The organism is Nocardiopsis coralliicola (genome assembly GCF_054779695.1).
This window is the reverse complement of sequence record NZ_BAAGXT010000025.1, coordinates 14,045-40,193: the sequence shown is the minus strand read 5'-3', so window position 1 is coordinate 40,193 and position 26,149 is coordinate 14,045. Positions and strand designations below refer to the sequence as shown.

Here is a 26,149-nt window from a genome sequence, read left to right as displayed (position 1 = left end):
ACCCCGGGGACCTCGGGCGGCGGGCCCGGCCCGGCCCGCCGCCCCGACCGCCGATGCGGCCGCCGCGGCGGCCGCGCCCTCCCCTCCTCCCGAGAAGGTGCCTGACATGGCCGACCCGGCCGACACCGATACGCGACCGGCCCGACCCTTCGCCCGCGACCCCCGGTTCGAGCGCTGGCGCATCCAGATCTTCGCCGTGACCTGGCTGGTCTACGCCGGCTTCTACTTCTCCCGCAACGCCTTCGCCGCCGCCAAGGTCGGCATCCTCGACGACCCCTCCGCCGGCATGACCCAGGAGGTGCTCGGCAATCTCGACGCGCTCTACCTGGCGGCCTATGCCGCAGGCCAGTTCTTCTGGGGCGCGCTCGCCGACCGGTTCGGCCCCCGTGTGGTGGTCGCCGGCGGGCTCGCGTTCTCGGCACTGGCGGCCCTGTTCATGGGGCTTTTCCCGGCGCTTCTCCTGTTCGCCCCGCTGATGATCGTGCAGGGCCTCGCGCAGTCGACAGGCTGGGCGTCGCTGTGCAAGAACATGTCGTCGTTCTTCACCGTCGGCGAGCGGGGAAGGGTCCTGGGCTTCTGGAGCACCAACTACGCCTTCGGCGGTCTGGTGGCCACGCCGTTCGCCGGCTGGTGGGCCTACGAGGTCTTCGGCCACTGGAGCGCCGCGTTCTACGCCGGAGCCGCGGTCGTGCTGCTGGCCCTGCTGGTGTTCCTGCTGCTGCAGCGGAACCGGCCCGAGGACGTCGGCCTGCCACCGGTGGAGGAGTACCGCGGCGCCGGGGAGGCGGCCGCCCTGCCGGATGCGGCCGCCTCCGCCGCTTCCGGCGGTGCCGCTCCGGACGGCGGCGGGCCCCGCCGAGACCGCCCCGGGGTGCGAGCGGCGCTGGCCACGGCCGTGCGCAACCGCATGGTGCTCATGCTGGGGCTGTCCTACTTCCTCCTGAAGCCGGCCCGCTACGCGATCCTGCTGTGGGGACCGGTCATCGTGTCCCAGCGCATCCCGGAGGCCTCGCACCTGGAAGCGGTCGTCATCCCGGTCTCCTTCGGCGTGGCCGGGCTGGCCGCCCCGATCGTGATCGGCTACGTCTCCGACCGGCTGCTCGGCGCCCGGCGCATCCCCTCCACCGTGCTCAGCCTGGCTGTGCTGGTCGCGGCGCTCGTCGCCTTCGAACCGCTGACCGCTTCCGGCAGCGTCCCGGTGATGGTGGCCGTGCTGGCGCTGATCGGGCTCGCCGTCTACGCCGCCGACACGATGATCTCCTGCACGGCGGCGGTCGACTTCGGCACCTCCGAGCGGGCCGGCGCCTCGGCCGGCTTCATCAACGGCTGCGGCTCGGTGGGCGCCGTCCTGGGCGGCCTGCTGCCCGGCTACCTCGGCGCCGGCGTGCTGTTCTACGGCTTCGCCGCCGCGGCCCTGGTGTCCGGCCTCATCCTGCTGCCGTGGTGGAACCGGATGCCCGATGCCGTCTGACCCGCACCGCGCCCCCGCTCCCGCCATCCCCGCCCGCCGCTCCCCCGCCCTCGTGGAAAGGCTCCCCATGAGCACGCAACCGCGCACCGCCGCTCCCGCCCGCAGCGCTCCGTCCGGCGCCGACCGCAGCGTGGACGTGGCGGTGGTCGGCGCCGGCATCGTCGGCCTCGCCCACGCGCTGGCCGCCGCCAGCGCCGGCCTGCGCGTGGCCCTGTTCGAACGCGACGAGCGCGCGGTCGGCGCCTCGGTCCGCAACTTCGGCCTGGTGTGGCCGGTGGGACAGCCGGCCGGGCTGTACGACCGGGCGCTGCGCAGCCGCGACGTGTGGCTGGAGGTGGCCGAGCGGACCGGGATCTGGCACCGGGCCAGCGGATCGCTGCTGGTGGTCCGCACACCCGAGGAGGAGGCCGTCGCCGAGGAGTACCTGGCCACGTCGCCGCACGCGGTGGAGCGCGGCGCCCGGATGCTGGCGCCTGGCGAGACCGTCGCGGCCTCGCCGGTGCTGCGCACCGAGGGGGTGCGCGGCGCGCTGTGGAGCCCCACCGAGGTCAACGTCGACCCCCGCACCGCGATCCCGGCCCTGGCCGGCCTGCTGGCGGAGGAGGGCGTGCAGCTGCGCTTCGGCACCGCGGTGACCGGTATCGACCGGCCGCGGGTCGACACCACCGAGGGACCGTGGCGGGCGGACCACGTGTTCGTCTGCTCCGGAAACGAGTTCCAGGCGCTCTTCCCGGAGGTGTTCGACCGGAGCGGCGTGCGCCGCTGCAAGCTGCAGATGATGCGCACCACCGCGCAGCCGGAGGGGTGGGAGCTCGGGCCGGCGCTGTGTGCGGGGCTGACACTGCTGCACTACGGCGCCTACGCGCACTGCACGGCGCTGGGCGCGCTGCGCGAGCGGTTCGACCGGGAGCTGCCGCTGCACCGCGCCGAAGGGGTGCACGTGCTGGTCTCCGCCACCGCCGGCGGGCAGGTCACCCTCGGCGACAGCCACGCCTACGGCCTCACCCACGACCCGTTCGAGCGCGACGAGGTGGACCGCGCCGTCCTGGACTACTTCGCCGGCTTCGCCGCCCTGCCGCGGCCGGAGATCGCCGAGCGCTGGCACGGCGTCTACCCGTCACTGCCGGACGGGGCGGCCGACCTGGTCGTCGAGGCCGCACCCGGGGTCACCGTCGTCAACGGCCTCGGCGGCGCCGGCATGACCCTGTCGTTCGGCCTGGCCCAGGAGACCACCGCGGCCCTGGTCTGAAGACCGCCCGCGATCGGAGCACCGGGCCGGCCGCGCACGGCCGGCCCCCGCCACGAGACGAGGACCCATGCACGAGACCACCGCCGAACCCTCCGCCGCGGTTCTGGCCCGGCGCCCGGCCCTGCAGGACAACTACATCGACGGCGCCTGGCGCCCCGCCGAGAGCGGGCAGCGGCGCAGTGACACCGACCCCGCCTACGGCGGCGGGGCGCCCGCGATCGGCCGGTTCGCCGAATCGGGCGGCGCCGACAGCGAGGAGGCGGTCGAGGCCGCCGCCCGCGCCTGGCCCGCCTGGCGGGCGGAGGGCCCGATCGCGCGGGCCCGGGTACTGCGCCGCGCCGAGGAGCTGCTGCGCGCCCGCGCCGACGAGTTCGCCGCGGCGATCACCGCCGAGCAGGGCAAGCGCACCGCCGAGGCGCTCGGCGAGGTGGAGCGCGCACTGGCGGTGCTCGACTTCACCGCGGGCGAGGCGCGGCGGCTCAACGGAGTGACGACGCCGGCCGAGGACCCGCGCACCTTCGCGTTCACCACCCGCGCACCGATCGGGGTGACGGCGCTGATCACGCCGTGGAACTTCCCGCTCGCCATCCCGGTGTGGAAGGCGGCGCCGGCGCTGCTGGCCGGCTGCACCGCGGTCCTCAAGCCGTCTCCGTTCACGCCGCTGACGGCGGCGCTGCTCACCGAGGTGTTCGCCGACGCGGGCCTGCCGCCGGGCGTGCTCAATCTGGTGCAGGGGGACCGCGCTGCGGGCGAGGCGCTGGTGGACCACCCGTCGGTGGCGGGGGTGTCGTTCACCGGGTCGCTGCCGGTGGGGCGGGCGATCCACCGGGCCGGCGCCGACCGGCTGCTCCGGACCCAGCTGGAGCTGGGCGGTAAGAACGCGGTGGTGGTGCTGGCCGACGCCGATCTGGAGAAGGCGGCCGAGGCGATCGTGCACGGCGCCTTCGGGCAGGCGGGGCAGCGGTGCAGCGCGACCAGCCGGGTCGTGGTGGACCGGGCGGTGCACGGCCGGCTGCTGGAGCTGCTCGGGGCGCGGGTGGCGGCGCTGCGGATCGGCCCGGGCGCCGACCCGGAGTCGGATATCGGCCCGGTGGTGACCGCCGAGCGGCGCGACGCCTGCCTGGCAGCGGTCCGCACCGCGGTGCGCGAGGGCGCGCGGGTGGCCTGCGGCGGCGGCCCGCACGGCGACGGCCGGCCGCCGGAGGGGCTGCCGCCCGGCTACTACGTGGCGCCGACGGTGCTGGCCGATGTCGCCCCCGACTCCGAGATCGCGCGCGAGGAGGTGTTCGGCCCGGTGCTGTCCGTCATCGGGTGCGACGGCTTCGACGAGGCGCTGGAGATCGCCAACGGGGTGCGCTACGGCATGTCGGGCACGGTCTTCACGGCTGACCCGGCGCGCATCTTCGAGGCGCTCGACCGGTTCGAGGCGGGAATGCTGCACGTCAACCGTCCGGGCGTGGGCGCCTATGCCCACCTGCCGCACGGAGGGTCCAAGATGTCCCAGTACGGGGCGCCGGAGTGCTCCCCCCAGGTGTGGGACTTCTATACCGAGTGGCGGTCGGCCTGCATCTCCTACTGAGATGCGGCGGGCGGCGGTACTGCCGGCCGGGGCCGACCCCGGCCGGCCGCCGCCGGCGGCAGGGCCCGCGGGGAGCCCGCACCCGCGGGCGCGGAGCGGCGGAGGAGCGCGCATGGACCTGAACCTGCACCGGCTGGAGATCTTCCTGCGCGTGATCGACCACGGCAGCTTCTCCGCCGCTGCGGCGCACCTGTACATGAGCCAGCCCTCGGTCTCCACACAGGTGAAGAAGTTGGAGGCATCGCTGCGGGCGCGGCTGGTGGACCGGTCCGGCGCGCGCATCCGGCCCACCGCCGAAGGCGAGGCGCTCGCCGCCTACGCGCGCCGGCTGCTGCTGCTCGCCGACGAGGCGGTGGCGGCGGTCGAGCAGATCCAGGGGCTGCGGGCGGGGCGGCTGCGCATCGGCGGGACCACGACCGTCGGCACCTATCTGCTGCCCGGGCTGACCGCGGCGTTCCGCACCGACTTCCCGGAGGTCGACTTCGACCTGTTCGTCGGCAACAGCGGGCAGGTGGAGGCGGCGCTGGTCGCCGGAGAGATCGGGCTGGCGGTCGTCGCGGGCGGGCCCGCGGCACCGCAGCTGGTGCAGGAGCCGCTGCTCAGCGACCGGCTGCTGCTGTGCTGCGCGCCCGGCCATCCCCTGGCCGGCGCCGCGGACATCGGCCCCGAGTCGGTGCGCGGCGAGCGGTTCCTGCTCCGCGAGCCGGGCTCCTCCACCCGCACCGAGCAGGTGGCGGCGCTGGAGGAGTGGGGCCTGGAGGGCGCGGCCACCGCCGAGATCTGGGGTGCGGAGACCGCCAAGCAGGCCGTCGCCGCCGGGCTCGGTATCGCGCTGCTGTCGGAGCACGCGGTGGAGCGGGACGTGCGCGCCGGCGTGCTGGCGGTGATCGGTGTCCGACCGCCGCGGGAGGGCCGCCCGATCGTGGTCTGCCGGCGCCGCGACCGGGTCCTCTCCCCCGCCGAATCGGTGTTCCTCACCCGGCTGCGCGCGCTGCGCACGTGGCCGTCTCCGTGACCGCCGGGGCAGCGCGCGCGGTTCCCCGGCCGCAGCGGCCGATCGGCGCCGCCTCCCGGTACGCGCGGCGTTCCGGGCATGGGCCCCCGGCACATAGGCTTCGCACCGTGCGAATCACCCTTCGGGACACCGCCTGGGACGATCCGGCCGGAAAGCGGCTGCGCGAGGCCCAGGAGCGGGAGACCATCGAGCGCTACGGCGCCGATCTGGAACTGGGCCCCAAGCCGTCGGCGGCCGACATCGACCTGTTCCTGCTCGCGAGCACGGACACCGGCCCCGTCGGCTGCGGCGGCCTGCGCCGGCTGGACGCGTCCGCCTTCGAGGTCAAGCGGATGTACATCGTGCCGGAGTGGCGCGGGCGCCGGATCGGCGCGCACCTGCTGCGGGCCCTGGAGCGCCGCGCGGCGGAGTCCGGCGCGCAGACCATGCGCCTGGAGACCGGTGTCGAGCAACCGGACGCCATCCGCCTCTACGAACGCTGCGGCTACCACCCCATCCCCCGCTTCGGCCACTACGTCGACTGCGCCGAAAGCGTCTGCTACGAGCGGAAGCTGACCACCTGACGCGGGCCGCCTCCCCGCACGCGCTGGGGGCGGCGGGCGCAGCACTCAGCAGTGCCCGCATCCGCGCCGGCGGGCGGCGGGCCGCGCGGAACCGCTGGTAGTGGCTCTTGTTGCGGCGGTGCTCCGGCGAGCGCAGATCGGCGGCCCATTCCGCGTGCGCGGGAGTCACGATGCGCCGGGTTGCTCGTCTGCCTCGATGATCTTCTTCAGGGCGGCAGTGTGCGCTCGAAATGCGCGGCGCCCTGGCTCGGTGAGCGAGAGCCGCAGCCGGGAGTACCCGCCTCTTGTCCGGTGTTCTTCCTGCAGGTATCCGTGTTCGACAAGTTGGCCGATGTGTTTGCTGAGTGCGGACTTCGATATGCCCAGCCGCTCCTGCAGTTCACTGAACTCGACATGCGTCGCGGCATTCGCGACCGCGCAGATCATCAGCCTGTGCGGGGCATGGATCAACTGATCAAACCTCGCCTCAGGCACGACCGAACGCCTTTCGGTACCGACGCCCCATCTCCAGAGTGGTCACCGCGGCCAGGGCCGCGGCGACGAGCCAAAGCCACGGCACTTCGAGACCCAACGCGAGCGCAGCGGGAAGCCCGACCAGAATCAACATGGCAACCAGGTAGGGAAAGGCGGCCCGGCCATCAGGCCAGACGACCCCGTAGCCCGGCCTTGTGAACACTGCCCGCATGCCGATGCCCACCACAGCCACAAGCCCGAGGATCGTCACCAGGCGCGACGGACCCATCGGAAGCACCTGTGCACTGCAGATCACGGCGAGCAGCAGTGCTTGTACAACGAAGAACCTCCAAGGCAGCGGCGGGTTCCGGGTCTCGGACTCGGCTTGACGCACTGCTTCGAACATCGCCTGCGCTTCGCCCCGGTCCGGCGATTGATCACCACCTGTTTCCATGGAGGAAACTGTACCAGGAGTTTCCGCAATGGAAACAGGGAGGTCAGGGTGGGCCACCAGGAGGCGGAGAGCTCGGAACCTCGCCGCGGCACAGCGCGACGACGGCGAGCCAGTCCACCGCGGGCTGTCCGCGTGGCCGACGACGGTCCAGTCCTCACCTGCACAGCGGGGCACACCCCGACCGGGCCCCCATCTCGACCTCGCCGCGCGGTCAATTCCCGCCTGCGCGGGAGTCACTACTGGGCCAAGGTGACCGTCCGCCTCTCCGGCCGGTCCATTCCCGCATGCGCGGGAGTCACCGGTTGCCCATGTGGCGCTGGCCGGGAACCCGCGGTCCATTCCCGCATGCGCGGGAGTCACTCAATGCGATGAAGGGCACGCGTGATGGTGCTCGGTCCATTCCCGCATGCGCGAGAGTCACTCGCTCCGGGCGCATCGGCGTGGCTGCTGGGCCTTACCGTCGCGGTCGGGTCACTGACCCACATCGTCGGCGATTGGCTGACGAAGTCCGGCGTTCCGCTCGCCTGGCCCCTTCAGGTTCGGGGCGCGCGTTGGCACATGCTGCGGTCGCCGCTTCCGTTCGTCACAGGAGACTCCTGGGCTGAGGCAAGCATCCGCGCCGTGAGCCTTGCGGTGAGCACGATTGTGGGGCTAGCAGCGCTGCCTGCCGCACCGGGCGCCTGACGAACGCGGCGAGAGCGCCCCTGGCCTGATTCGGCCACCTCAAGCTTCCGGGAGCTATAGGTCGCCAACGAAGCCTCTGGTTAGGTTCTCACGCACCCACCAGTAGGAGCCGTCTATGGCCGCAGAACACGAGGACCCCCTGTCGCGCGGCAGCGACGCTCGTGACCTTGTCGACGGACAGCTGCCGATGAACGCACGGCAGGAACAATTCAGCGTCGCATTTACGCGAATGATCGCCTACGAGGCCGGATGCGGGGTCAAGTACCACGAAACCGACTATGAAGGCGTTGATATAACGATCACTTCAGCAGCAAACTACAGGTTCTACCAAGGTGCTCAGCTGGAACTTCAGCTCAAGTGCACGACTCAACAGCACAAGCTTGGTAGCGAGTACTTGACCTGGCAGATGCAGGCAAAGCCCTACAAGAAGCTCACGGCTCCAAACAGGTACCTTCCCGCCTACCTGGGCGTTCTCATCCTCCCCGACAGCGACGCTGGTTGGCTGTCAGTGAACCACGACCGCCTCGTAACTGAGAGCCGCATGTACTGGCAGGCCGCAGCGGAGCTCCCCCCGCTAGCGGGGCCAGAGGGCTCCAAGACGGTGCACATCCCTCGGCGTAACCTCTTCACAGGGGAGAAGCTGCTGGACATCATGAGAAGCATCGGAGACGCACCGGGAGGGGGATCGTGGTGAGCTCCACCTTTGCTGACTTCCAGGAGGCTGCCGAGAACCTCTCACCTGGAGCTGTCTCGCAGTTCCTCGCCGCTCACAACTGGCAGTTGGAAGCGCGGCAGGAGAACGTTCGAGAAGTTTGGCGGCTACGTAGCGTTTTCGGCAGGCCCGAGGGCCGCGTCATGCTGCCACTCGCCCGGGGGTTCGTGGACTTCCATCGGCGTTTCGCCGAGACTCTCGAGGTGCTGAGTCATGTGCACGAGGTGAGCGTAAGTGAACTCTACGAGCGCGTCGTCAACACCCGCGCGGACCTGTTCTTTCTGCGCCTGGATCAGACCGTTTCAGATGGCACGATTCCTTTCAAGCAAGCAGAGGCGACGCTTCAGGCTCTGCTGAAGATGATGAAGGCTGCTGCCACGACCACAGCTGACCCGACGCACTCCCACCGCGGCCGCCGCCCGTCCGTAGTCACGGAGTTCCTCGAGGACGACGTCCGCCTCGGCCACACCAAGCAGGGGGGCTTCGTCTTTACGTTGGTTGCCAGGCATGGCAGCGCCGATAGCCAGTCAGCACACGTGGGCGACGATCCTCTGACTCCGTTTACCCGCCAGGTCATGGAGACTCTGGCACGGGGGTTGGAAACCACTCAGGCCCTGACTCAATCGCTTGTTGACCACAAGAGCATCTTCGACATGCCCAGCAGCTCAGGGCTCAGCGCCGGGCTGGTCGAATCCCTGGAGGACATCGCTCAGCCAGATCAGCTACGGCAGGTTGACTTGTCCTTCGAGTGGGCTGCTTCTGGGCCTCGCCCGACGGTTGGACGACTGCCCATCCGTTTCGGCCGCGACGAGTTCGGAAGGCTCCCTGTCGTCAAGGAACGCCTCGTCCGAAGAGACGAGCCTCCGCAGCAGGCCACCTTGGTGGGTTCAGTGAGAACGCTCAGCCGTGGCGAAGAGGTCGACGGCGAGGAAGCGCCTGCGAGCGTGGTGCTGAGGACTGACGTCAATGGTCGTGAGCGCATGGTGCACATGCACCTATCCGGCCGCGACCACGATTGGGCGGCCCGCGCGTACATGCAGAAGCTGCCGCTCACAGTTTCAGGAGAACTGGCGTATGAGCGGCGGGCCTGGAGGTTGACCAACGCCGTCGTCGATCCCAGCTACTACGAGTTTCTGGAGCGGCATCCCGGTGAAGTGACCGAATAGGACGCCCCATCTTCCCCCCAGGGGCTGAACGGGTCTTAAGGCCCGGCGCTTCGGCGCCGGGCCTTTCGCGTACCTACTCCCCCATCGCGGCCCGGAGCCAGTCAACCGGCTCCTGCTCCAGGAGCGCATCCGCCAACGCCTGCCCCGAGGCCGTCTTCACCCGGGCCCGCGAATTGTCGATCCACCGCTGAGCGCTGGCGTAGCCCTGGGCTCGATACTCGATGCCTTGCAGCATGCACTCGATCTTGTCGGCGTCCTTCGCGCAGCGGGCCTCCGCCGATTCCTGGTCCTCGTACTCCCCGATGACCGACCGGGCCAGCTCCGCGACCGCGTCGGCGGCGCCTTCGGTCTGGTCCTCCACGATGTCCCGCGGGTCCGCCTCCACGGCGGCGTACTTCTTCGCCAGGTGGTTCACGTCGCCGCTGCGGGTCTCCCCGGTGTCATGCCAGACCGCGAGGAGCGCCGTGCGCGCAGGGTCCGCTCCCTCCATCGAGGCCACCACCGACGCGATCAGCGATGTCCGCCAGGAGTGTTCGGCGACCGATTCCGGGTCGCGCACCCCGCCCATCCACCACCCGGTCCGGCGCTGCACCTTCAGCGTGCCGGCTTCGAACAGCAGGTGCGCGGTGCGGGTCAGTTCGTCCATGAGGGGTCGCTTCCTACGCCGTGGCCAGGCGGATCGCGTACAGGATCGAGTCGAGTTCCCGGCGCGCCGGCGCCGAGGTGCCGCCGTCGTCCAACAGCATTTGCGCGCGGTCGCGCAGCCCCTCGGCTGCACCCTCGACGTTGCGCAGCAGCGCCGGGCGGGCCGCGAGCAGCGACCACGCCGTGTGCACGTACAGGTCGAGGTAGCCGTTGTCCCGCCTCCAGGCGCGGCAGGAGATGAGCAAGGAGCCGCCGCCCCTCCCACGGCCCGGTGCGGCCCGCGGCGATGAAGTCGTCGGACAGTTCCAGGTGCTCGTGCTCGCCGACCCAGTAGGCCCAGTAGTTCAGGTTCGCCGCCTCGCCCCGATCATCGGCCAGGTCGCCGTCGATGAAGTGGCGCAGCCGCCCCGTGTCGCCGAAGCGCGTGGCCACCGAGGCGACGGACCGACCGTTCAGCCAGGTCGAGAGCCAGTCATCCGGCGCGCGGGTGCGCTGCTGGGCGGCGAGCCATTCCTGAGCGTCGGCAGCGTCGTCGTAGCCCGACAGGTAGAGCGCCTGCCGACGGAGAAGGAAATGGCGGGGTTCGCGGGCGGCCTCGGCCGTTCGCCGCAACCCTGTGAAGAACTGCCGCCGCTCCGTGAAGCCGAGCTCGGGGCCGGCCGGAACAGGTCCTCGGCGGGATCGGGGCGGCGCGGGGGTGGCGCGCACCGGTTCGGGAGGCGCTCCCGTCAGGGGCCAGGCCATGACCTCGACGAGTTCGCGCTGCATGACCCACGCGCCGAGCGGGTCGGCGTCGTGGTCCTCCTTGCCCTCGATCGCAGCGCCGAGAAGGACGTCGGCCTCCTGGGCCTTCTCGAACGCGGCCAGCAGCGTCGCGGGGGCGCCGAGACGCAGGAGGCGGTGACGGTGAACGAGCATCTGCCCGACCGGTACGGCCGTGATCGGGCGGCGCCCCGTCTCCCGCCCGACGACGGTGTCCAGGGAGACGCGCAGCTGCTCGGCGAGCTGGTCTTGCGACAGGCCGATTTGCTCGCGGATGAGCCGCAGGACGTAGCCGGAGATCACACCGGATCGGGCGCGTTCGGCTGAACCCTGACTGCTGGTCGGGGTTTTGCCGCGGGGGGTCGGCATCGGGTCCTCCTGGGAGCGGGATACCCGTACTCGGGGTCACTGCTGCTGTGACGTGGCGCTCCGTAGCGTCGTGTCCACGATAGGGCAGGCCACGATGCCGGAGGGTGCGGAATGGGTGCGAATGCTGCTGACGGCCGCAGAGGCGGGTCGGTGAGCGCGCCGAGGCTCCGCCTGTCCCGTGCCGCCCCCGCCGAGCCGGACCCGGTCGACGAGATCCAGGCCGACTACCTCGCCGAGGCGTTCCCCGGATGGAGCATCTGGCGCACCCGCGGCCCGGACGGCAGCCCGGCCGGCTGGGCCGCGACCCGTCTGGCTGACGACGGCGTCGAGCCGACGCTGCACGCCGCGACGGCCGGAGAGCTCGAACGCCTCCTGGAAGCCCCAGGCCGGCGTTTCGGCCGGCCGCTCGTCGGAGGTGCGTCGTGACCGAACCGGAGGAGAAGCAGAAACGCGACGCTGACCGCGATGAGCGGTTCGCCGGGCACCGGTCCATCCTCGACCCCTACCGCGACGCCCGCGCTGCAGACGTCGAGGGCGCCAGTGACCGCGCCCGCTGGCTGCCCCGCCGCGACGACCCCGACTGACCCCTGATCGTCGGCCGCTGCCCACCCCCGGTGCGGCGGCCGACCTGACCGCTCGGCGGCGCACTCCTCCCCAACGCCGAGCGGGCCAGCCGCCGCGCGCCCCAGGGGAAGAGGCGCCGGCGACGCCCCGCTCCCGCACCGCAGTTGTTCCCTACCGGGGCGGGGGCGGGGCCCACATCCGCCGCGCCCCGTCGGAGTGGGCGCGGCCCTCGGTTCAGGGCTTGCACACGTCTGAGCCGGGACAACTTCATCTGGAGACGCGATGCACCACAACGAGTTCCTCGACCTCTCCTACTACTGCGACACACAGGCCGTCCCTCTTCCCTTCTCCCTGCCAGGGCGCGTCTTCGACGTGAAAGCGGCCATGGCCGCCTGGCTCGCCACTGCCCGCCGTTCTCTCGAAGGCGTCGTTCACCCCCGCGCCGAGATCGACGGCGCCGTCATCGTCGAGCCCGGCGCGACCGTCGACGCCGGAGCAGTCATCATCGGCCCGGCCCTGATCTGCCGCGGCGCCTACGTCGGGCGCGGCCTCGTGCGCGATCACACGGTGATCGGCCCCGGGAGCAAGGTCGGCTACTCCTGCGAGATCGCCCGCAGCCTCATCCTGGCCGAGTCCAGGGCGATGCACTTCGTGTTCATCGGAGACTCGATCATCGGTAGCCAGGTCAACGTCGGTTCCTCCTCGGTGCTGGCGAACCTGCGGGTCGACCGGCCTGTAGTCGAACCGGCCGTTGACGAGCTGTCCGTCACCGTCGCCGACGCCAAAGTCGGAACGGGGCAGACCAAGTTCGGCGCGGTACTCGGCGACCGCGTCCAGCTCCCCGCGCTGACCTCAGTCGCCCCGGGAACGCTGATCGGCCCGGATGTCACCATCTATCCGACGGACCAGCTCGGCGGCCTGTATCCGAGTCAGGCGCGGGTGAAGTCATGACCCACCTGCGCATTACCGGCGGTCGCCCGCTCACCGGATCCGTACCCGTCCAGGGGTCGAAGAACGTCTTCCTGCACCTGGCCGCCGCCTCGCTACTGTCCGACCGACCGGTACACCTGAGCAACGTCCCCCAGATCACCGACACCGAAGTGGTCGCCGACATCATCAACACCGCCGGCGCCAGGGTGAGCGTCCACGGCGACACCATGAGCGTCCAGGCCGGCGCCCTCTCGAAGAGCATGATCCCGCCCGACCTCGGCGGCAGGATCCGCCCGACCGCGTGCTTCGGGGCGGCGCTGCTCGCCCGCACCGGACATACAACGTTTCCTCCACCGGGCGGTGACGCCTTCGCCGTGCGGCGCATCGATCGTCACCTGGAGACGATGCGCGCCGCAGGCGCCGAGGTCCGCGCCGACAGGCAGGCGATCACTGCCAGCGCAGATCTGTTGCGGGGGTTCGACGTCGACTGCGCTACCCCAGGCGGGTACGGCCCGAGCCTCGGCGCAACCGTGACGGCACTCCTCCTGGCCGCAGCGGCGCGCGGAGAATCGCGGATCACCTCGCCGAGCGAGGAGCCCGAGGTGGACTCGACCGTAGAGATGCTGTGCCGCATGGGAGTTCCCATCGAGGCTGACACCAACGCCCTGCTCGTGCAAGGACGCGACCGGATCGGCGGCGCCGCCGCACGCGTCCCGGCTGACCGTATGGCCGCAGGAACGCTGATGCTGGCCGGGGCTATCACCGGCGGCCGCATCGACGTCACAGGCGCCGCCCTCAGCGATCTGCCCCACGGATTCATCGATGCGCTCGCAGCAGCCGGGGTGAAGCTCGCACCGCTTCATGGCTCGGTGCGCGCTGAACGCGCCGACCTGCGACCGATCGCCATCGCAACCGGCGTACACCCCGGATATCCGACGGATCTGCAACCCCAGCTATGCGCGGTGCTCACCCAGGCGCCCGGGGTCTCCGCTGTGACCGAGACCGTCTACGACCAGCGGGAGACTCACGCTGCCGGCCTAGCCTCGCTCGGCGCGGACGTCACCGCACGCGGGCGCGAACTCGTGATCTCCGGGCCGTCGCCACTGCGCGGCGCTACCGTAGCCGGGGGCGACATCCGAGCTGCAACTGCGCTCGTCCTGGCGGCCCTGGCCGCTGAGGGAACCACCCACGTCTACGGGATGTCTCACCTGCGTCGCGGGTACGAGGACCTGCCGCGCACCTTGCGGGCGCTGGGCGCCGACATCGAGGAGGAGCCGTGACCGAGACCCCCACCCGCCAGTTGTCCGCGTGGGCGGAGGCGTCCATGGACGCCCTGCACGGTGAGCTAGAGCGCATGGTCGAGGCAGGTCAGACACCGGGCGGGATTGTCGCCGCCGGCGGAACCGATATCGAGCCCGTGTTCGCCGCTGCGGGGACGGTCTCACCGAACGGTGAGGCCGCACCGGATTCTTCGGCACTGTACGACATCGCGAGTCTGACGAAGGTGGCCGCAACGTGGCCACTAGTCGGCCGTGCGATCGGCCGCGGGCTTCTCGACCTCGACGCACCGATCAGCGAGCACATCCCTGCGGCGCGGTACGCGCCCGGCGGCGGCGTCACTGTGCGGGAGATCCTCACCCACACCTCGGGCCTGATGCCCGCGACTCGCCTGGACCGCTACGTCGGAGACCCGCGCGACGTCGCCGAAGTGATCCTCTCCGAACCGATCGACGCCGCCGGCGTACACTGCTACATCAACCGCGGGTTCATCCTCCTCGGGCTACTGCTCGCCCGAGTCCACGGCCGCCCTCTGGCCCACCTCCTCGACGAATTCGCAGTGGAGCTCGGAACCTCCGGATTCCGATACGGACCCCTCGGCCGGAACGCGAACGTCGCCCCCACCGAGCGGCGCCTGGTGGGCGGCGAACCGCTGCAAGGGGTCGTGCACGACGAGAACGCCCACACCTTGGGAGGAGCGGCCGGACACGCGGGCGTCTTCGCCTCCGCCGAGGCGCTCGCCGCGCTCGCCCAGCGCCTGCTCACGGCGAAGAGGGAGACGGGCGCGTGGGCGGAGTACATCGCGCAGTCCTGGCAACCGGCGGTGCGGGTCGACGATTCAACCAGCAGGGGCCTTGCGTGGCTGGTCTCCGACGGCGGGCTCGTGTACCACCACGGGTTCACCGGCACGAGCTTGTACCTCGACCCGAGCGCGGGACGGTACCTGGTGGTCCTGACCAACGCCATCGCCTACGGGCGCACCCGTGAGGGGCTGCCCGCGCTGCGCCGCCGGGCCGCCGCCCAATTCCGGAAGCGGGACGTCTAGCCTGGTCGGGCACACTGGACCCGTGTCCGACTGGATCATGGACGCGCCGTCCCGCGCCCGCCACGACTACCCCACGGCGGTCACGGCGTGGGACGCGTACATCTGCCCCGCCCACCTGACGCGGGCGGTCGAGTCGCTGTCCACCCATCCGCGCGGTGCTGCACTCATCGCCGGACGGACCATCGACGCGATGCTCGACGCGCGCGGGCGCGACGAGACGGAGACCCCCATCTCCATGTCCGCCGTCATCGGCCCCGACGAACTAAACGAGATCCTCCCGACCGAGGGCATCGAGCTGATCCGCGGGCTCCAGGTCCCGATCGACACCGAGACGCCGGCGCCCGAACTGCAGCGGCGTGTCACACTGCTACGCGCCGAGTGGCGGCGCGGACTGCCCCGGCACATGCTGGACGAGCACCAGCCGCGGGTCTGAACGTGGAGAAGCCCTCTCCGGGGAAACCGGGGTTTCTGCCGACAAAAATGTTACGAAGCCTCTCGCCGACAGGGTGTCGTCGACTAAGGTCGGGCCCGACGGTGTGGTCTAATATGCGTCTTGCTCCGCAAGGAAGATGCCCTGAGCAGCGAAAGTGGGGGTCGAATCCATCCCGCTGCCCAGGGCCGGTGGCCTACCTGGGTCCGTCGCTGAACAGACGGATAAGCGTCTCAACGAGCCGGAGGAACTCCGGAATCAGGAAGTCGCGCCAGGTGGGCCGCTTTCCGCGCATGGCATCTCCTTCGTATAGGCGTCAGGCTCGCCACGCCCCAACGAGGGACACGACGAGACCGACGCCTACGGCGGAAGCCAGCACGGCGCGTCCACGCTAGCGGCCCCCGAATGCGTGCACGCGTCTTTTAGTAAAGAACGCCCCGATTGCTTTGCACGCTCGCTACCGCGGAGGCGAGGAACGCCGGCGGCACGGTGGCCGGACGACTGATCCAGGCCAGGAACATCAGCGGCCCGCTGCACCCCTAAGCATCGCGCGCCTGAGCGGTGAACCCGCGCTCCTCTCACGGCGTCCCATCATCGCCGGACTCGCCCGGCCCGCTGACAGGAGCCCTGATGCATCCCCCCACCGCCGCGCCGCCGGCGCCCTACGCCGCAAGCGCGATCGTGCCGCTGATCCTCGGGATCGCGTCGATCCCGGCCGTGGCCGGCCTGGGCCTGCTGGTTCCGCTGCCCATCGCGGCCACCATCACCGGCGCCTACGCGCTGCGGGTGACCCACCGCCGCGGGCTGCGCGAGCATGCGGTCGGTGCTGTCGGTTTCGCGCTCGGCTGCGGCACCTTCCTGATGCACTTCGCCATCCTGCTGCTCGCCGCCATCGGCACCAAGATGTGACCCCGGGGACGCGAAAAGCGCCCCGCACCCGAATGGGTGCGGGGCTTCGTCATGCGGGGATGCGGGCCTCGCCGATCAGGCCGAGCATCGCGTCCGGGCGGCCGGCAGCGGCCTGGTAGCGGCCGGCGAGCGACCGCGCCTCCGGACTCCCCCACCGGCGGGACATGCGCGGCTGGGGCGGATGCCACAGGTGCCACAGCGGCGCCGCGCCGCGCCACGGCGGACCCGCCAGGGTGGCCCAGGCGTGCGCCGCGGACTCGTCCTCGCCCGACCATCCCATGAAGCGCGGGTCGAACGGCGCCTCGACGTAGAGACTCCGCGGGACGACGACGATGCCGCCGCCCGGCCAGCCCGCATACGGCCGCTGCACCAGGTCCATCCCCGGGTCCGGTTCGGCGCCGCCGAGCACGTCCAGGGTGGCCGCGTGGGTGAGCCGGCGGACCGGGCCGTGCGGCATCGACCACGGCGCCCCGGACCGGACCGCGTTCACGGCGGCGCCGATCCCATCGGACCAGCAGTCGGCGTCGGCGATGATCAGCAGATCCGCGTCGAGGGCCGGAAGTGCGTCGGCGACCGCCGCGCCCTTGCACCACTCCCCCGCCATCGCGCCGAGCACCACCTCGTAGCCGGCGGAATTCCATCGCCCGGCCGTCCAGCCGAGTGCGGCCTCCCGGTGCGGACAGCCGCCCCGCCACGGGATGATCACAGCTGCTCGATCGCGTCCACCCATTCGGCCAGCTCCTCCCCGGGGTTGAGTTCGGCGGCCCGCGCGCGGGCCCGTTTCGCGGCCAGGCGCCACTCCGCGGGCTCCAGCAGGCGGCGGATCTCGGACTCCCACGCGCCGGTGTCGTCGCGGCGCACCCAGATGCCGGCGTCGTCGAGCGCCTCCTGCAGGCCGGGGGGTCGGGTTGGCGATGGTGGGGATGCCGGAGTGCGCGGCCTCGACGGCGACCATCCCGTAGGACTCATACACGCTGGGCATGAGCAGGATGAGGGTGCGCGCCCAGATGTCGCGGCGCGCATTCGCGGTGTGGGGCTGGATGCGCACGTTGGCCAGGTCGGTGCGGATGACCTGCTCGCCGTGCCCGCCGACGACGCCCATGAAGGCGACGTCGGGCATCCGCTCAGCCAGCCGGTAGAAGATCTCGCCGCCCTTGTCGCGGTTCAGGTTGACCAGGGTGACGTGCGTGCCGGGGCGGGTGCGGTGGCGGGCGCCGTCGATCGGCGGGTGCACCACCAGCGTCTCGGTGCCGGGCGTGATCATGCGGTGCCGCCGGTAATGCTCGCGGACCCATTCGGTGTTGAACACCGCCAGGTCGGGCCGCCAGCGGCGGCACACCTGCATCGCACCGGGAAAGGTGTTGTGGAAGAGGTGGGCCACCGGTCCATTCCCGCATGCGCGGGAGTCACCGGCGCCCTCCTGAAGGGCACCCTGGGCTCCTCGGCCCATTCCCGCATGCGCGGGAGTCACGGTGACGGCGGCGAGGAAGTTCATTGCGTGTCCGGCCCATTCCCGCATGCGCGGGAGTCACCGCGGCCCCGTCTACGTCACCCCGGGCGCCACCGGTCCATTCCCGCATGCGCGGGAGTCACCAAACCGGGCGGACACCTACTACCCAATGCAGCGGTCCATTCCCGCATGCGCGGGAGCCACACGGATCACCGTTCGGTTCAGCGCATCAGCGTCGGTCCATTCCCGCATGCGCGGGAGCCACGCGACCCCGAGCACGCTGGCCATCTGGCGCAGCGGTCCATTCCCGCATGCGCGGGAGCCACGCCATCAGCCCCACATGGTCGACCACCAACAGCGGTCCATTCCCGCATGCGCGGGAGCCACTCTCGGGCCTGGCGGATCCCGCCCGAGCGCGGCGGTCCATTCCCGCATGCGCGGGAGCCACGCGGCCTCACCTCGCGGCGCCTGGCCGAGCTGCTTCGGATGGTCGGCATCGAGCCGATCGGCCACCCGTTCACGGTGAACGGCACGTCCGGCAAAGGCTACGAGGTGGCCCACATCGTGGCCGCTGCGGCGGCGGTGATGATCGGCGCCCAAGAGTGCCCGCGCGAGGTGTGGGACGCCCTGGAGGACTGAGTAGACCCTCTACCGGGCCCGGTAGAACCCCCGGTACCACTACCGGCCCGGTAGAGGTCGTGACCTGCGTGAACTACTGAGTACCCCCGTCCGGGGGACCATGATCACCGGCGTTTCGGGCGCGCGGGCGCCCCCGGTTCCCCCCCTCTACTGGAGGCCCCCATGATGGGCTCATCGCACGCTGCCACCGGAGCACTGGCCGGCGTTCTCCTCGCCGCCGCGGCCGACGCGGGCCCGGTCGGGCTTCTGGCCGCGGCCGGGGTGGGTGCGGGTGCGGCGCTCGTCCCGGACCTGGATCACCCGGCGAGCACGGCGTCGCGGTCTCAGGGCCCGCTCAGCCGCGGCGCGTGCACGGCGGTGCGGCGGGCTTCGCGTGCGGCGTGGCGGGCGACCCGGACGCCGCGCGATGACGGCGGCCAGTACGACGAACGAGGCGCCCACCGCCACCTCACGCACACCGTGCCCGCCGCTATGGCGGTCGGCGCCGGAGCGGGTGCGGCGGCGCTGCACTGGACGACTGCGGCGGTGGCACTGTGGCTGCTGCTCAGCCTCGGGCTGCGCGGGCTGGGCGCCTCGCTCACCGGGCGGGACCGGGCGTCGCTGTCGCAGTGGACCACGGTCAGCCTCGGCGCCGCGCTCGCGACCGCCGTGGTGCTCGCCGTCGAGCCGCCGCATCCCCTGCTGCTCGGCGCAGTGGCCGCGGCCGGAATGGTCGTGCACACGCTCGGGGACTGGCTCACCCGGGCCGGGGTGCCGCTCGCCTGGCCGCTGCGGGTGCGCGGGAAACGGTGGTGGATGTGGCGCAGCCCGCTGCCGTTCGCCGCCGACGCCGAGGGCTGGCAGGAACGCGTGGTACGCGCCACGTGCTGGATATGCGTGCCCATCACGGCCGCGTGGTGCATCCTCGGCTGAGGGGCAGTCGCCACAACGACGCCGGGGGGATCAGTGGCAACCCGATACAGCGGACCCGTCACGCTCCACTGCGACAGCGGCAAACATATCGACGCCGACGCCGAACTCGCGGCAGAGCCAGGCGGGATCGCGTGGAGCGGCACCGTCACCTTCCGGGACCGCATGGATGCCTTCACAGCAGTCCAGGATGACGAGTGGGACATGACGCTGGACGACGAGTTCCGCACGCCTTGCAGGGCCACTCCTGCCGAAACGGATATTCCTGAGACCGCGATCCCCATCCAGGGACGCGGCTCTCCGCCGTGGAGCGCCTCGGCGTAGAGCCAGCGCCAGGCCCGGTCCGAAGACCGGGCCTGGCGCGTACCTACTCGACGGCGGACTCGACCTTGTCCATGATCAGCCGCCATGGGAACTTGACGCCGCCACCGGACCCGGGAGGGTGGGGATCGGACTCCAGGATCACCTCGACGTCCTCAGCACGCAGTGACTCCACGGACCGGCGAAACGGAGCCCGAGCCGCGTAGGCCGCGTTGACGAACGGAGCGATCACGGTCGGCACACCGATGCCGACGGACTCGCCCACGACGTCCAACGCGTAGGTGTCCGCGATCCCAGCAGCGAGCTTGTTCACCGTGTTGTACGACGCGGGAGCCACGGCGATCGCGTCCGCGCGCGGGCTGCGAGGTGCCCCCCGCGCCCGGTGGCGGCTGCGGAGCGGACGGCCGGTGAGCACCTCCAGCGCCTCGTGGTCCACGAACCCCAGACCCGAGGGTGTGGCGATGACCTGCACCGTCCAGCCGCGGCTCTGCGCCTCTGCGACGAGTTCGCCCACATCCCCGGCTGGGCCCGCCCCGCACACCACCACATACAGCACGCGCCCGCTCATGCCGCCAGCGCCGTCCGCTCGGCGAGCTCGGTGATGCGCGTGTGCAGGTGCCCCACTGAACGGTCGCCCATTTCCCGCAGCAGGTTCCGTGCGACCGGACGGGCGGCCAGCTCCTCGGGGGCGATTCGCTCAGCGGCAGCGAGAGCCTCATAGGCCCGGTCGATTTTCCCCCACTGCGTGTAGGCGCGGCCGGTGTCCACGAGCAGCGCGGCGCGACGCTCCACCACGTCGATCCGGCCCAGGTCGATGCCGCCGGCCTGGTCGACGGCGACGCCGGCGTCGCCGAGCTCGATGGAGGCGTTCACCCTGTGCAGCGCGACGTTTGTCGGGCCGAAGGCGGTCCATGCGTGGTTGTGATCGCCGCCGAGGCGGCGCCCGGCATCGTCGGCCTCGGCGAGCAGCGTGTCGGCCTGGGCGCGGTCCTCACCGAGGGCGGCCGCGGTCGCGCCGGTGAGCAGCAGCGCCCCGTACACCGAGAGGGATTGCGGGCTGTCGGGGGTGATACGAGCGGCAGAGTCGGCGGCCAGGTCAGCCGCGGTGCCGTAGTGGCCATCGCGGACCAGTGCCCGCACCAGCACGCGCGTGCTGGTGCCCACGGCGATGGCGTCACCGCTGGTCTCTGCAGCGCGCATAGCCCGGTCCGCGGCCAGCCATGCCAGCCCGCCCTGTCCGCGTTTCAGCAGGACGCTCGCGGCAACGTGGTACGCCTCCGCGCGGGCCGCGTGCAGCGCAGATTCAGCGGCGCCGGTCGCGGCGGCGTCCAGAGCGCGCAGCAGCGGCGGCAGATCAGCGTCGACCCGACCGTACCGGCACCGCTGATAGGCGGCCTTCATGTCGCCCGCGGCGGCAATCAGCTCACGCACTGGGCGCGGCGCGTCAGGGTTGGGCGCGCCGTAGTGGGTGAGGGCGGCGGCGATGCCTGCCAGTCCGGCCGCGGCTCCGACTCCGAGGCCGATGAATTCACGACGGCGCACAGCACCCTCCTCGCTCGTGGGAATCGTGAGCGTAGAGGAGCCGCGGCCCGCCGGGGGCCCAGATCCGGAATTCCCATCGATCCAGGTTCGCGGCGCGAGCCCGAGCCGCATCCGCGCCGGGTCGGGCATGGCGAGACCGTCGGCGATCCGTTCGATGACCTCGAACGCCGTCACCGCCTTTTTCCCGGCGAGGATCTCGCTGATCCGCCCCTGGGATATGCCGGTCGCCGCAGCCAACCGCGTTTGGGAGGCGCCTCCGTACTGCTGGACGAACCGCAGCAGCGCTCCGATATCGCGCGCGACCAGGGCGGACTCGACGTCGTCGCGCCCCCACGCCCAGTCCGGTAGGGCAACGGGATCGCTCGGTCGTGGCATCGCTGCCTCCCGTGGGGGTCGGTCGGACCTGGCCACTATCTCAGGCAGGGATACCCCGGTGGAATGGATTCAGCCGATCGGGGGCGGGATCGTCGGGCAATACGACGCCCCCGCGACGGAGCCGACCGTCCGGGGGCACGGCCACCAGCACATGGAGCTGATGACGTGTTCGACGATAGCCCGCCTCGGCCGCGCGAGGGAATGCCCGCGGGCGCCGTTTCCGGCACTGCCATCCATGCCCGCCTGCCGCACTCCGCCCCCGCCGAGCCGGACCCGGTCGACGAGATCCAGGCGGACTACCTCGCCGAGGCGTTCCCCGGCTGGCGCATCTGGCGCACCCGCGACCAGCACGGGCGCCCCGCCGGCTGGGCGGCGTCGCGAACGGCGGACGACGGCATCGAGCCGACCCTGCACGCCAGCAGCTCCGGAGAGCTCGAACGCCTCCTGGAGTCCCCCGGCAGGCGGTTCGGTCGTCCGCTCGTCGGAGGCGACCAGTGAGCGCCGGGTGGACGTGGCTCCACTGGGAAGCCTCGCACTCTCTGCTCCCCTGCGTGGCCGTACTGGTCGAGCGGAGCACGGGCGCGGTCGAGCGCACCATCCGCGCCACCTCCCCCGCCGAGCGGGACGCCGCGGTCGATGCCGCCGACACCGATCGGCTCACCGGCGCGGTCCGCGCGTGGCTCGCTGCACAGGAGGCAGCGTGATGACCTCCGTGCACTACACCCTCGCCGAGCTGAAACGGACGTGGCCAGTCGGCGAGCGTGCCCACTACCGCGGCGAAGACTGGACCGTCGCCGGCTACGTGGACAGCCCGTGGTCGAACGGGCTCGCCGTCGTCGTACTGCGCCGCGACGACGGTTCCGAGGTCTCCGCCTACTGGTGGGACCTGCGATGACTCCGGCTCTCCCCTCCCCCCGGTGGGGCGGGCCGGACCGTCCCCGCCCTGGAACCACGTTTCCCCTCCGGGGCGGGGACCCCAGAGCGCCGCGCCTCTGCGTGTGCGGCGCCGCCCGGAGGGTGAGAGCTCCGGGCTCATGCCGCCGCCAGGAGAGAGGCGCGGCACACCGCCCCGGCCCGGGTGCCCTCCATCACTCGGGCCGGGGCCACAGACGCCGCGCGGAGTCAGGACCGCGTGGCACCCCGGCCCGGGCTTGCACACCCCGGGCCGGGCCACCCCCTAGACCAGCAGGACGGATATGACCCCCTCGATCGGACTCGGCATCGCCACGCTCTACCTCGCCATCGGCGTCACCTCGCTGGCGAGCGGCCTCGACCCCGAGCACCTCGACGCCGCAGACGGCTGCACGCCAGTGTGCGCGCAGCAAATCACGACGTGGCAGGAGCAGGACGCCGCCCCCGCATGGATCCACGCCGTCGCATCCGGGCTAACCGTGCTGGTGTGGCCCGTCGCGACGATCGCTGAACTGACCTACTGCCGGTGCCTGCGCACCGCCGGACGCCGCGCGGCGCGCCGAGCCCGCGCCGCCCGCAAGAGCAGCAGGAGCCAGTAACCCCCAAGCCGCCGTGCCCGCTGGAGTTGGGCACGGCACCCGGCCCGGGGATCCAGCGCCCCGGGCCGGGACTCCCCGACCGACGCCGCGACGCCGAAGAGGACCTGATGCAAGCCCCCTGCGCAACGACGATGCTCCCCATGGCCAAGGAGGAGGAGACGTGCCGCAACTGCCGCGGCACCGGCCGAGAGGACGGCCCTCCGCCAGAACCCGGATGGGAACACGAAGCGATCTGTCCGGAGTGCGGCGGCACCGGCTGGACCACGTACTAGCCGTGCCCTCCGACGAGATCGAGCTGCAGCCCTGCCCCAACTGCGGCGGGCAGGGCGAAATCAGGCCGCTGATGAGCGACCCGCCGGAGCGCTGGCAGGAGTACCGGGAATGCCCCGAATGCCGGGGCCTGAAGCTGGTGGCGAAGAAGTAGCGACCCGCAGAGCAGATGGGAGAACAGATGACCCTGACCCCTGAAGCACCCACCCCGACGACCAGACCCACGACCCGCATGCTCTGGCTCGACCTCACGCGAAAGTGCCAGCTGGCCTGCACGCACTGCTACAACGCCTCCGGCCCCGACGGCGACCACGGCACCATGACCCGCGCGGACTGGCTCTCGGTGGTCGAACAGGCCGCCGCCGGCGGCGTCGAGCTGATCCAGCTCATCGGCGGCGAGCCGACGCTGCACCCGGATGCGCTCGCGGTGGCCGACTGCGCACTCGGAGCGGGGATGGAGGTGGAGGTGTACTCCAACCTGGTGCGCGTCCCCAACGCCTGGTGGGCGCTGCTCGCCCGGCCCGGCGCGCGGCTGGCCACCTCCTACTACGCCGCCGACCCCGCAGCCCACAACGCGATGACCGGACGACCGTCCCACGCGCGCACCCGCGACAACATCGCGAAGGCCGTGGCGCGCGGGGTGTCGCTGCGGGTCGGCGTCGTCGTCCCGGAGGGATCGGACGCCACCGATGCGGTCCGCGACCTCGAAGCGCTCGGCGTCGAACGCGTCGGCGTCGACCGGGTGCGCCCGTTCGGCCGCGGCGCCGAACAGGACTCCGAGCCCTGCGTCGACGGGCTGTGCGGACACTGCGGGCAGGGCCGCGCCGCCATCGGCCCCGAAGGGACCGTGACCCCCTGCATCATGTCGTCCTGGATGGCCACCGGCGACGCCCGCGAGGAACCCCTCGCCGATATCCTGGCTGGTCCGCGGTTCGCCGCCGCCGCAGAGGAGATCCGGCACGCCCACCCGCGGGCCGCGCGCGGCTGCGACCCCGACGACGATGACAACTGCGACCCCGACAACTCCCCAGGTTGCGACCCCGACCACTGGTGCCGCCCCGGAGGCCCGGGCAGCGGCTGCGGACCCCGATCCTGATCCAGGAGACCACCATCGGAATCGAGCAGATCCGCCACCTCGTCGAGGACCACACCGGGCCCCTCGCCGAGGTGGCGCCCATCTCCGGCGGCCACTCCGGCGCCACCACCGCCATCGTCACCGGCTACGACGGCGAGCGAACATTCATCAAGTCCGTCCCCCACAGGGCTGGCGGCCACCTGGACTCCGTCGTCCGCGAGGGCCAGATCAACCCCGCGGTCGCCGGCATCGCGCCGCGCCTGCGCTGGACCGCGGTCGACGATGAATGGTTCGTGCTGGGCTACGAAGCGATCCACGGCAGGAAGGCGGATTTCGCGCCCGGCTCCAGCGACCTGCCGCTCGTCGTCGCCGCACTCGACGCCATCGCCGCCACCCCCGTGCCTGCCGCCGCGGCCGCCTGGACCGAGACCCGATGGGACGCGGTCACCGACGCCCCCGAACTCCTGCGCGGGGCTACGCTCACCTACACCGACATCCAGCCCGAGAACGTCCTGGTCGACGACGTCGACGGCTGGTGCTGGGTTATCGACTGGGAATGGCCCACCGTCGGCTCCCCCGCGATCGGCCCGACGTGCCTCGCCGTCCAGCTGGTCTCCTCCGGCCACACCCCGGCTTCGGCGGAGGCGTGGATCGCGGGCACCGACGTGTGGGCGCGCGCGGATGCGGAGGCGGCCGACGCGATCGCGCGGGCTGACGCCCGCCTTCGCGGCCACCTGGCCGACGCCTACCCCGACGTGTACTGGCTGGGCGCGATGGCAGAGGCGGCACGGGCCTGGGCCGCGCACCGCGGCGTGATCGCGCCGACGAGCTGACCCGCGGGTGGACGTCTGACCAGGCCGGGCACACTAGGGGCATGTCCGAGGACTGGATCATGCCGGCGCCGTCCCGCGCCCGCCACGACTACCCGACCGCGGTGGCCGCGTGGGTTGCCCATATCTGTCCCGCGCACCTGACGCGGGCCGTGGACTCGCTGTCCACGCATCCCAAGGGCGCCGCGCTCATCGCCGGACGCACGATCAGCGCCATGCTCGACGCCCGAGGCCGGGACGAGATCGACACGCCGTTGTCGCTGTCCGCAGTGATCGAGCCAACAGACCTGGACGAACTACTCCCCACCGAAGACATCGAGCTGATCCGCGGGCTCCAGGTCCCGGTCGACACCGAGACGCCGGCGCCCGAACTGCAGCGCCGTGTCGCGCTGCTACGCGCCGAGTGGCGCCGCGGCCTTCCCCGGCACATGCTCGACTCGCACCAGCCCCGCGCCTGACCCCGGACGCACGAAAAGCCGCCCCGCACCCAACCGGGTGCGGGGCGGTGCTGCGTGGTGGCGACCGCGCAGGGATGGTGCGGCGGACGCCTGGGAAAGCCCACCGCTGGAAGGCCGCGCCCGCCGCTAACCTCCACGGTAGGCAGGCATTCCGGCAGGCCATAGGACGACACGCGAAGCACACCCCGGCCCAGTGGGTGCGGGACGGCACAATCCTAGGGGCCCGTCGATCGTCGCAGCGGCCCCTCTCGTAGCCTGCGCCCCATGGGTAGACACACGGCATACGGACACCAGCACGCCGACGACGATGACGGCGTCGAGAACACCATCGCGACGGACGGCACCGTAGAAGGCGAAATCACCCAGGTCGGCCACCTGGGCGACGATGACGCTCCGAAACGCGGCGTCCGCAACACCATCAGCGGCGGGACCGTCAGCGGCCGCGTGATCCAGGCCGGCCACATCTCCGGTTCGCTGCACCTCTAGGCCCC

General features: G+C 71.8%; 34 protein-coding genes, 1 pseudogene and 1 CRISPR repeat array. Of the genes and pseudogenes, 27 read left to right on the top strand and 8 right to left on the bottom strand.

Annotated elements, in window-relative coordinates; genetic code table 11:
- The first annotated feature begins 106 nt into the window (after positions 1-106).
- The 5 genes from ACYVGT_RS17665 to ACYVGT_RS17645 all read left to right on the top strand — a co-directional run bounded on the left by ACYVGT_RS17665 (position 107) and on the right by ACYVGT_RS17645 (position 5,877).
- Positions 107-1,471 carry an MFS transporter gene (locus ACYVGT_RS17665; protein ID WP_460859679.1) on the top strand — a complete coding sequence of 455 codons (1,365 nt, stop codon included), beginning with the start codon at positions 107-109 and terminating at the stop codon, positions 1,469-1,471.
- Positions 1,472-1,538: 67 nt separating this feature from the next.
- Complete coding sequence (locus tag ACYVGT_RS17660; protein ID WP_460859677.1) at positions 1,539-2,720, top strand: TIGR03364 family FAD-dependent oxidoreductase; 1,182 nt, start codon at positions 1,539-1,541, stop codon at positions 2,718-2,720.
- Between the two features lie 67 nt (positions 2,721-2,787).
- A complete protein-coding gene (locus ACYVGT_RS17655; protein ID WP_460859675.1) occupies positions 2,788-4,299 on the top strand; it encodes an aldehyde dehydrogenase family protein in 1,512 nt (503 codons plus the stop codon).
- A 112-nt stretch (positions 4,300-4,411) separates the two neighbouring features.
- Positions 4,412-5,314 (top strand): LysR family transcriptional regulator, encoded by a 903-nt coding sequence (locus ACYVGT_RS17650; protein ID WP_460859674.1) that lies wholly within the window; start codon positions 4,412-4,414, stop codon positions 5,312-5,314.
- A 107-nt stretch (positions 5,315-5,421) separates the two neighbouring features.
- The gene (locus tag ACYVGT_RS17645; protein WP_460859672.1) at positions 5,422-5,877 is read left to right on the top strand and encodes a GNAT family N-acetyltransferase; all 456 of its coding nucleotides are present in this window, start codon (positions 5,422-5,424) and stop codon (positions 5,875-5,877) included.
- 165 nt (positions 5,878-6,042) lie between these two features.
- Here the strand turns inward: ACYVGT_RS17645 and ACYVGT_RS17640 are convergent, their stop codons facing one another.
- Positions 6,043-6,351, bottom strand: coding sequence for a transcriptional regulator (locus ACYVGT_RS17640; RefSeq protein ID WP_460859670.1), 309 nt, complete (start codon positions 6,349-6,351; stop codon positions 6,043-6,045).
- The gene (locus tag ACYVGT_RS17635) at positions 6,344-6,784 is read right to left on the bottom strand and encodes a hypothetical protein (protein WP_460859668.1); all 441 of its coding nucleotides are present in this window, start codon (positions 6,782-6,784) and stop codon (positions 6,344-6,346) included. Before ACYVGT_RS17635 ends, ACYVGT_RS17640 begins: the two co-directional genes overlap by 8 nt.
- A 384-nt stretch (positions 6,785-7,168) precedes the next feature.
- Here ACYVGT_RS17635 and ACYVGT_RS17630 point away from each other — a divergent pair, with 384 nt between their 5' ends.
- From ACYVGT_RS17630 to ACYVGT_RS17620, 3 genes are all read left to right on the top strand, one after another.
- Positions 7,169-7,468 carry a metal-dependent hydrolase gene (locus ACYVGT_RS17630; protein WP_460859758.1) on the top strand — a complete coding sequence of 100 codons (300 nt, stop codon included), beginning with the start codon at positions 7,169-7,171 and terminating at the stop codon, positions 7,466-7,468.
- A 115-nt stretch (positions 7,469-7,583) separates the two neighbouring features.
- Positions 7,584-8,162 carry a DUF4365 domain-containing protein gene (locus tag ACYVGT_RS17625; RefSeq protein ID WP_460859667.1) on the top strand — a complete coding sequence of 193 codons (579 nt, stop codon included), beginning with the start codon at positions 7,584-7,586 and terminating at the stop codon, positions 8,160-8,162.
- The gene (locus ACYVGT_RS17620) at positions 8,156-9,346 is read left to right on the top strand and encodes a hypothetical protein (RefSeq protein ID WP_460859664.1); all 1,191 of its coding nucleotides are present in this window, start codon (positions 8,156-8,158) and stop codon (positions 9,344-9,346) included. Before ACYVGT_RS17625 ends, ACYVGT_RS17620 begins: the two co-directional genes overlap by 7 nt.
- Positions 9,347-9,419: 73 nt before the next feature.
- Here ACYVGT_RS17620 and ACYVGT_RS17615 read toward each other — a convergent pair whose 3' ends face one another.
- The 3 genes and pseudogenes from ACYVGT_RS17615 to ACYVGT_RS17605 form a co-directional block, all read right to left on the bottom strand.
- Entirely contained in the window at positions 9,420-9,992 is a 573-nt protein-coding gene (locus tag ACYVGT_RS17615) for an HD domain-containing protein (RefSeq protein ID WP_460859662.1), read from the bottom strand.
- Between the two features lie 13 nt (positions 9,993-10,005).
- Entirely contained in the window at positions 10,006-10,236 is a 231-nt protein-coding gene (locus tag ACYVGT_RS17610; protein WP_460859762.1) for a hypothetical protein, read from the bottom strand.
- A 742-nt stretch (positions 10,237-10,978) separates the two neighbouring features.
- Positions 10,979-11,122: pseudogene (locus tag ACYVGT_RS17605) on the bottom strand (transcriptional regulator); the annotation flags it as partial.
- Positions 11,123-11,272: 150 nt separating this feature from the next.
- On the opposite strand from ACYVGT_RS17605, the gene ACYVGT_RS17600 reads away from it, so the two are divergent.
- The 7 genes from ACYVGT_RS17600 (at position 11,273) to ACYVGT_RS17570 (ending at position 16,278) form a co-directional block, all read left to right on the top strand.
- Positions 11,273-11,548, top strand: coding sequence for a hypothetical protein (locus ACYVGT_RS17600; RefSeq protein WP_460859659.1), 276 nt, complete (start codon positions 11,273-11,275; stop codon positions 11,546-11,548).
- On the top strand, positions 11,545-11,706 hold the full coding sequence (locus ACYVGT_RS17595) for a hypothetical protein (protein WP_460859657.1): 162 nt from the start codon (positions 11,545-11,547) through the stop codon (positions 11,704-11,706). The genes ACYVGT_RS17600 and ACYVGT_RS17595 overlap by 4 nt, the downstream gene beginning before the upstream one ends.
- Positions 11,707-11,968: 262 nt before the next feature.
- Positions 11,969-12,637 (top strand): LbetaH domain-containing protein, encoded by a 669-nt coding sequence (locus ACYVGT_RS17590; protein WP_460859655.1) that lies wholly within the window; start codon positions 11,969-11,971, stop codon positions 12,635-12,637.
- On the top strand, positions 12,634-13,896 hold the full coding sequence (locus ACYVGT_RS17585; RefSeq protein WP_460859653.1) for a UDP-N-acetylglucosamine 1-carboxyvinyltransferase: 1,263 nt from the start codon (positions 12,634-12,636) through the stop codon (positions 13,894-13,896). The genes ACYVGT_RS17590 and ACYVGT_RS17585 overlap by 4 nt, the downstream gene beginning before the upstream one ends.
- Positions 13,893-14,939 carry a serine hydrolase domain-containing protein gene (locus ACYVGT_RS17580; RefSeq protein ID WP_460859651.1) on the top strand — a complete coding sequence of 349 codons (1,047 nt, stop codon included), beginning with the start codon at positions 13,893-13,895 and terminating at the stop codon, positions 14,937-14,939. Before ACYVGT_RS17585 ends, ACYVGT_RS17580 begins: the two co-directional genes overlap by 4 nt.
- 22 nt (positions 14,940-14,961) lie before the next feature.
- A complete protein-coding gene (locus ACYVGT_RS17575) occupies positions 14,962-15,372 on the top strand; it encodes a hypothetical protein (protein ID WP_460859648.1) in 411 nt (136 codons plus the stop codon).
- Between the two features lie 627 nt (positions 15,373-15,999).
- Complete coding sequence (locus ACYVGT_RS17570) at positions 16,000-16,278, top strand: hypothetical protein (protein WP_460859645.1); 279 nt, start codon at positions 16,000-16,002, stop codon at positions 16,276-16,278.
- 49 nt (positions 16,279-16,327) lie between these two features.
- Here ACYVGT_RS17570 and ACYVGT_RS17565 read toward each other — a convergent pair whose 3' ends face one another.
- On the bottom strand, positions 16,328-17,659 hold the full coding sequence (locus ACYVGT_RS17565; protein WP_460859644.1) for a glycosyltransferase family protein: 1,332 nt from the start codon (positions 17,657-17,659) through the stop codon (positions 16,328-16,330).
- Positions 17,660-18,176: a CRISPR direct-repeat array (repeat unit 29 nt; unit sequence CGGTCCATTCCCGCATGCGCGGGAGCCAC). It lies immediately after the preceding gene.
- Positions 18,177-18,214: 38 nt separating this feature from the next.
- On the opposite strand from ACYVGT_RS17565, the gene ACYVGT_RS17560 reads away from it, so the two are divergent.
- The 3 genes from ACYVGT_RS17560 (at position 18,215) to ACYVGT_RS17550 (ending at position 19,600) form a co-directional block, all read left to right on the top strand.
- Entirely contained in the window at positions 18,215-18,367 is a 153-nt protein-coding gene (locus ACYVGT_RS17560) for a hypothetical protein (protein ID WP_460859641.1), read from the top strand.
- Positions 18,368-18,529: 162 nt separating this feature from the next.
- On the top strand, positions 18,530-19,279 hold the full coding sequence (locus tag ACYVGT_RS17555; protein ID WP_460859639.1) for a metal-dependent hydrolase: 750 nt from the start codon (positions 18,530-18,532) through the stop codon (positions 19,277-19,279).
- A 33-nt stretch (positions 19,280-19,312) separates the two neighbouring features.
- On the top strand, positions 19,313-19,600 hold the full coding sequence (locus ACYVGT_RS17550) for a hypothetical protein (protein ID WP_460859637.1): 288 nt from the start codon (positions 19,313-19,315) through the stop codon (positions 19,598-19,600).
- 43 nt (positions 19,601-19,643) lie between these two features.
- On the opposite strand, the gene ACYVGT_RS17545 is transcribed toward ACYVGT_RS17550, so the two are convergent.
- Together ACYVGT_RS17545 and ACYVGT_RS17540 are read right to left on the bottom strand one after the other, a co-directional pair.
- Positions 19,644-20,165, bottom strand: a complete 522-nt coding sequence (locus ACYVGT_RS17545; RefSeq protein ID WP_460859635.1) for a flavoprotein — start codon at positions 20,163-20,165, stop codon at positions 19,644-19,646.
- Entirely contained in the window at positions 20,162-21,514 is a 1,353-nt protein-coding gene (locus tag ACYVGT_RS17540) for a helix-turn-helix domain-containing protein (RefSeq protein ID WP_460859634.1), read from the bottom strand. Before ACYVGT_RS17540 ends, ACYVGT_RS17545 begins: the two co-directional genes overlap by 4 nt.
- 165 nt (positions 21,515-21,679) lie before the next feature.
- On the opposite strand from ACYVGT_RS17540, the gene ACYVGT_RS17535 reads away from it, so the two are divergent.
- From ACYVGT_RS17535 to ACYVGT_RS17495, 9 genes are all read left to right on the top strand, one after another.
- Positions 21,680-22,012: a hypothetical protein gene (locus tag ACYVGT_RS17535; RefSeq protein ID WP_460859632.1), complete on the top strand. Its 333-nt coding sequence runs from the start codon at positions 21,680-21,682 to the stop codon at positions 22,010-22,012.
- A gap of 53 nt (positions 22,013-22,065) precedes the next feature.
- Positions 22,066-22,218 (top strand): hypothetical protein, encoded by a 153-nt coding sequence (locus tag ACYVGT_RS17530; protein WP_460859630.1) that lies wholly within the window; start codon positions 22,066-22,068, stop codon positions 22,216-22,218.
- Positions 22,215-22,409 (top strand): hypothetical protein, encoded by a 195-nt coding sequence (locus tag ACYVGT_RS17525; RefSeq protein WP_460859628.1) that lies wholly within the window; start codon positions 22,215-22,217, stop codon positions 22,407-22,409. Before ACYVGT_RS17530 ends, ACYVGT_RS17525 begins: the two co-directional genes overlap by 4 nt.
- A 301-nt stretch (positions 22,410-22,710) precedes the next feature.
- On the top strand, positions 22,711-23,025 hold the full coding sequence (locus tag ACYVGT_RS17520; protein ID WP_460859625.1) for a hypothetical protein: 315 nt from the start codon (positions 22,711-22,713) through the stop codon (positions 23,023-23,025).
- Positions 23,026-23,239: 214 nt separating this feature from the next.
- Positions 23,240-23,449 (top strand): hypothetical protein, encoded by a 210-nt coding sequence (locus ACYVGT_RS17515; RefSeq protein ID WP_460859623.1) that lies wholly within the window; start codon positions 23,240-23,242, stop codon positions 23,447-23,449.
- A 27-nt stretch (positions 23,450-23,476) separates the two neighbouring features.
- On the top strand, positions 23,477-24,391 hold the full coding sequence (locus ACYVGT_RS17510) for a radical SAM protein (protein WP_460859619.1): 915 nt from the start codon (positions 23,477-23,479) through the stop codon (positions 24,389-24,391).
- Positions 24,346-25,203, top strand: coding sequence for a phosphotransferase family protein (locus ACYVGT_RS17505; RefSeq protein ID WP_460859616.1), 858 nt, complete (start codon positions 24,346-24,348; stop codon positions 25,201-25,203). The genes ACYVGT_RS17510 and ACYVGT_RS17505 overlap by 46 nt, the downstream gene beginning before the upstream one ends.
- A 41-nt stretch (positions 25,204-25,244) precedes the next feature.
- Positions 25,245-25,658: a hypothetical protein gene (locus ACYVGT_RS17500; RefSeq protein WP_460859614.1), complete on the top strand. Its 414-nt coding sequence runs from the start codon at positions 25,245-25,247 to the stop codon at positions 25,656-25,658.
- 264 nt (positions 25,659-25,922) lie between these two features.
- On the top strand, positions 25,923-26,144 hold the full coding sequence (locus ACYVGT_RS17495; RefSeq protein WP_460859612.1) for a hypothetical protein: 222 nt from the start codon (positions 25,923-25,925) through the stop codon (positions 26,142-26,144).
- The last annotated feature ends 5 nt before the right edge of the window (positions 26,145-26,149 follow it).

What these genes read in the sequence shown, in the direction of transcription:
- ACYVGT_RS17665 (WP_460859679.1), top strand. Translation starts at nt 107, where the DNA reads ATGGCCGACCCGGCCGACACCGATACGCGACCGGCCCGACCCTTCGCC.
- ACYVGT_RS17660 (WP_460859677.1), top strand. Translation starts at nt 1,539, where the DNA reads ATGAGCACGCAACCGCGCACCGCCGCTCCCGCCCGCAGCGCTCCGTCC.
- ACYVGT_RS17655 (WP_460859675.1), top strand. Translation starts at nt 2,788, where the DNA reads ATGCACGAGACCACCGCCGAACCCTCCGCCGCGGTTCTGGCCCGGCGC.
- ACYVGT_RS17650 (WP_460859674.1), top strand. Translation starts at nt 4,412, where the DNA reads ATGGACCTGAACCTGCACCGGCTGGAGATCTTCCTGCGCGTGATCGAC.
- ACYVGT_RS17635 (WP_460859668.1), bottom strand. Translation starts at nt 6,784, where the DNA reads ATGGAAACAGGTGGTGATCAATCGCCGGACCGGGGCGAAGCGCAGGCG.
- ACYVGT_RS17630 (WP_460859758.1), top strand. Translation starts at nt 7,169, where the DNA reads ATGGTGCTCGGTCCATTCCCGCATGCGCGAGAGTCACTCGCTCCGGGC.
- ACYVGT_RS17625 (WP_460859667.1), top strand. Translation starts at nt 7,584, where the DNA reads ATGGCCGCAGAACACGAGGACCCCCTGTCGCGCGGCAGCGACGCTCGT.
- ACYVGT_RS17615 (WP_460859662.1), bottom strand. Translation starts at nt 9,992, where the DNA reads ATGGACGAACTGACCCGCACCGCGCACCTGCTGTTCGAAGCCGGCACG.
- ACYVGT_RS17590 (WP_460859655.1), top strand. Translation starts at nt 11,969, where the DNA reads ATGCACCACAACGAGTTCCTCGACCTCTCCTACTACTGCGACACACAG.
- ACYVGT_RS17585 (WP_460859653.1), top strand. Translation starts at nt 12,634, where the DNA reads ATGACCCACCTGCGCATTACCGGCGGTCGCCCGCTCACCGGATCCGTA.
- ACYVGT_RS17570 (WP_460859645.1), top strand. Translation starts at nt 16,000, where the DNA reads ATGCATCCCCCCACCGCCGCGCCGCCGGCGCCCTACGCCGCAAGCGCG.
- ACYVGT_RS17560 (WP_460859641.1), top strand. Translation starts at nt 18,215, where the DNA reads ATGGTCGGCATCGAGCCGATCGGCCACCCGTTCACGGTGAACGGCACG.
- ACYVGT_RS17555 (WP_460859639.1), top strand. Translation starts at nt 18,530, where the DNA reads ATGATGGGCTCATCGCACGCTGCCACCGGAGCACTGGCCGGCGTTCTC.
- ACYVGT_RS17545 (WP_460859635.1), bottom strand. Translation starts at nt 20,165, where the DNA reads ATGAGCGGGCGCGTGCTGTATGTGGTGGTGTGCGGGGCGGGCCCAGCC.
- ACYVGT_RS17540 (WP_460859634.1), bottom strand. Translation starts at nt 21,514, where the DNA reads ATGCCACGACCGAGCGATCCCGTTGCCCTACCGGACTGGGCGTGGGGG.
- ACYVGT_RS17520 (WP_460859625.1), top strand. Translation starts at nt 22,711, where the DNA reads ATGACCCCCTCGATCGGACTCGGCATCGCCACGCTCTACCTCGCCATC.
- ACYVGT_RS17515 (WP_460859623.1), top strand. Translation starts at nt 23,240, where the DNA reads ATGGGAACACGAAGCGATCTGTCCGGAGTGCGGCGGCACCGGCTGGAC.
- ACYVGT_RS17510 (WP_460859619.1), top strand. Translation starts at nt 23,477, where the DNA reads ATGACCCTGACCCCTGAAGCACCCACCCCGACGACCAGACCCACGACC.
- ACYVGT_RS17500 (WP_460859614.1), top strand. Translation starts at nt 25,245, where the DNA reads ATGTCCGAGGACTGGATCATGCCGGCGCCGTCCCGCGCCCGCCACGAC.
- ACYVGT_RS17495 (WP_460859612.1), top strand. Translation starts at nt 25,923, where the DNA reads ATGGGTAGACACACGGCATACGGACACCAGCACGCCGACGACGATGAC.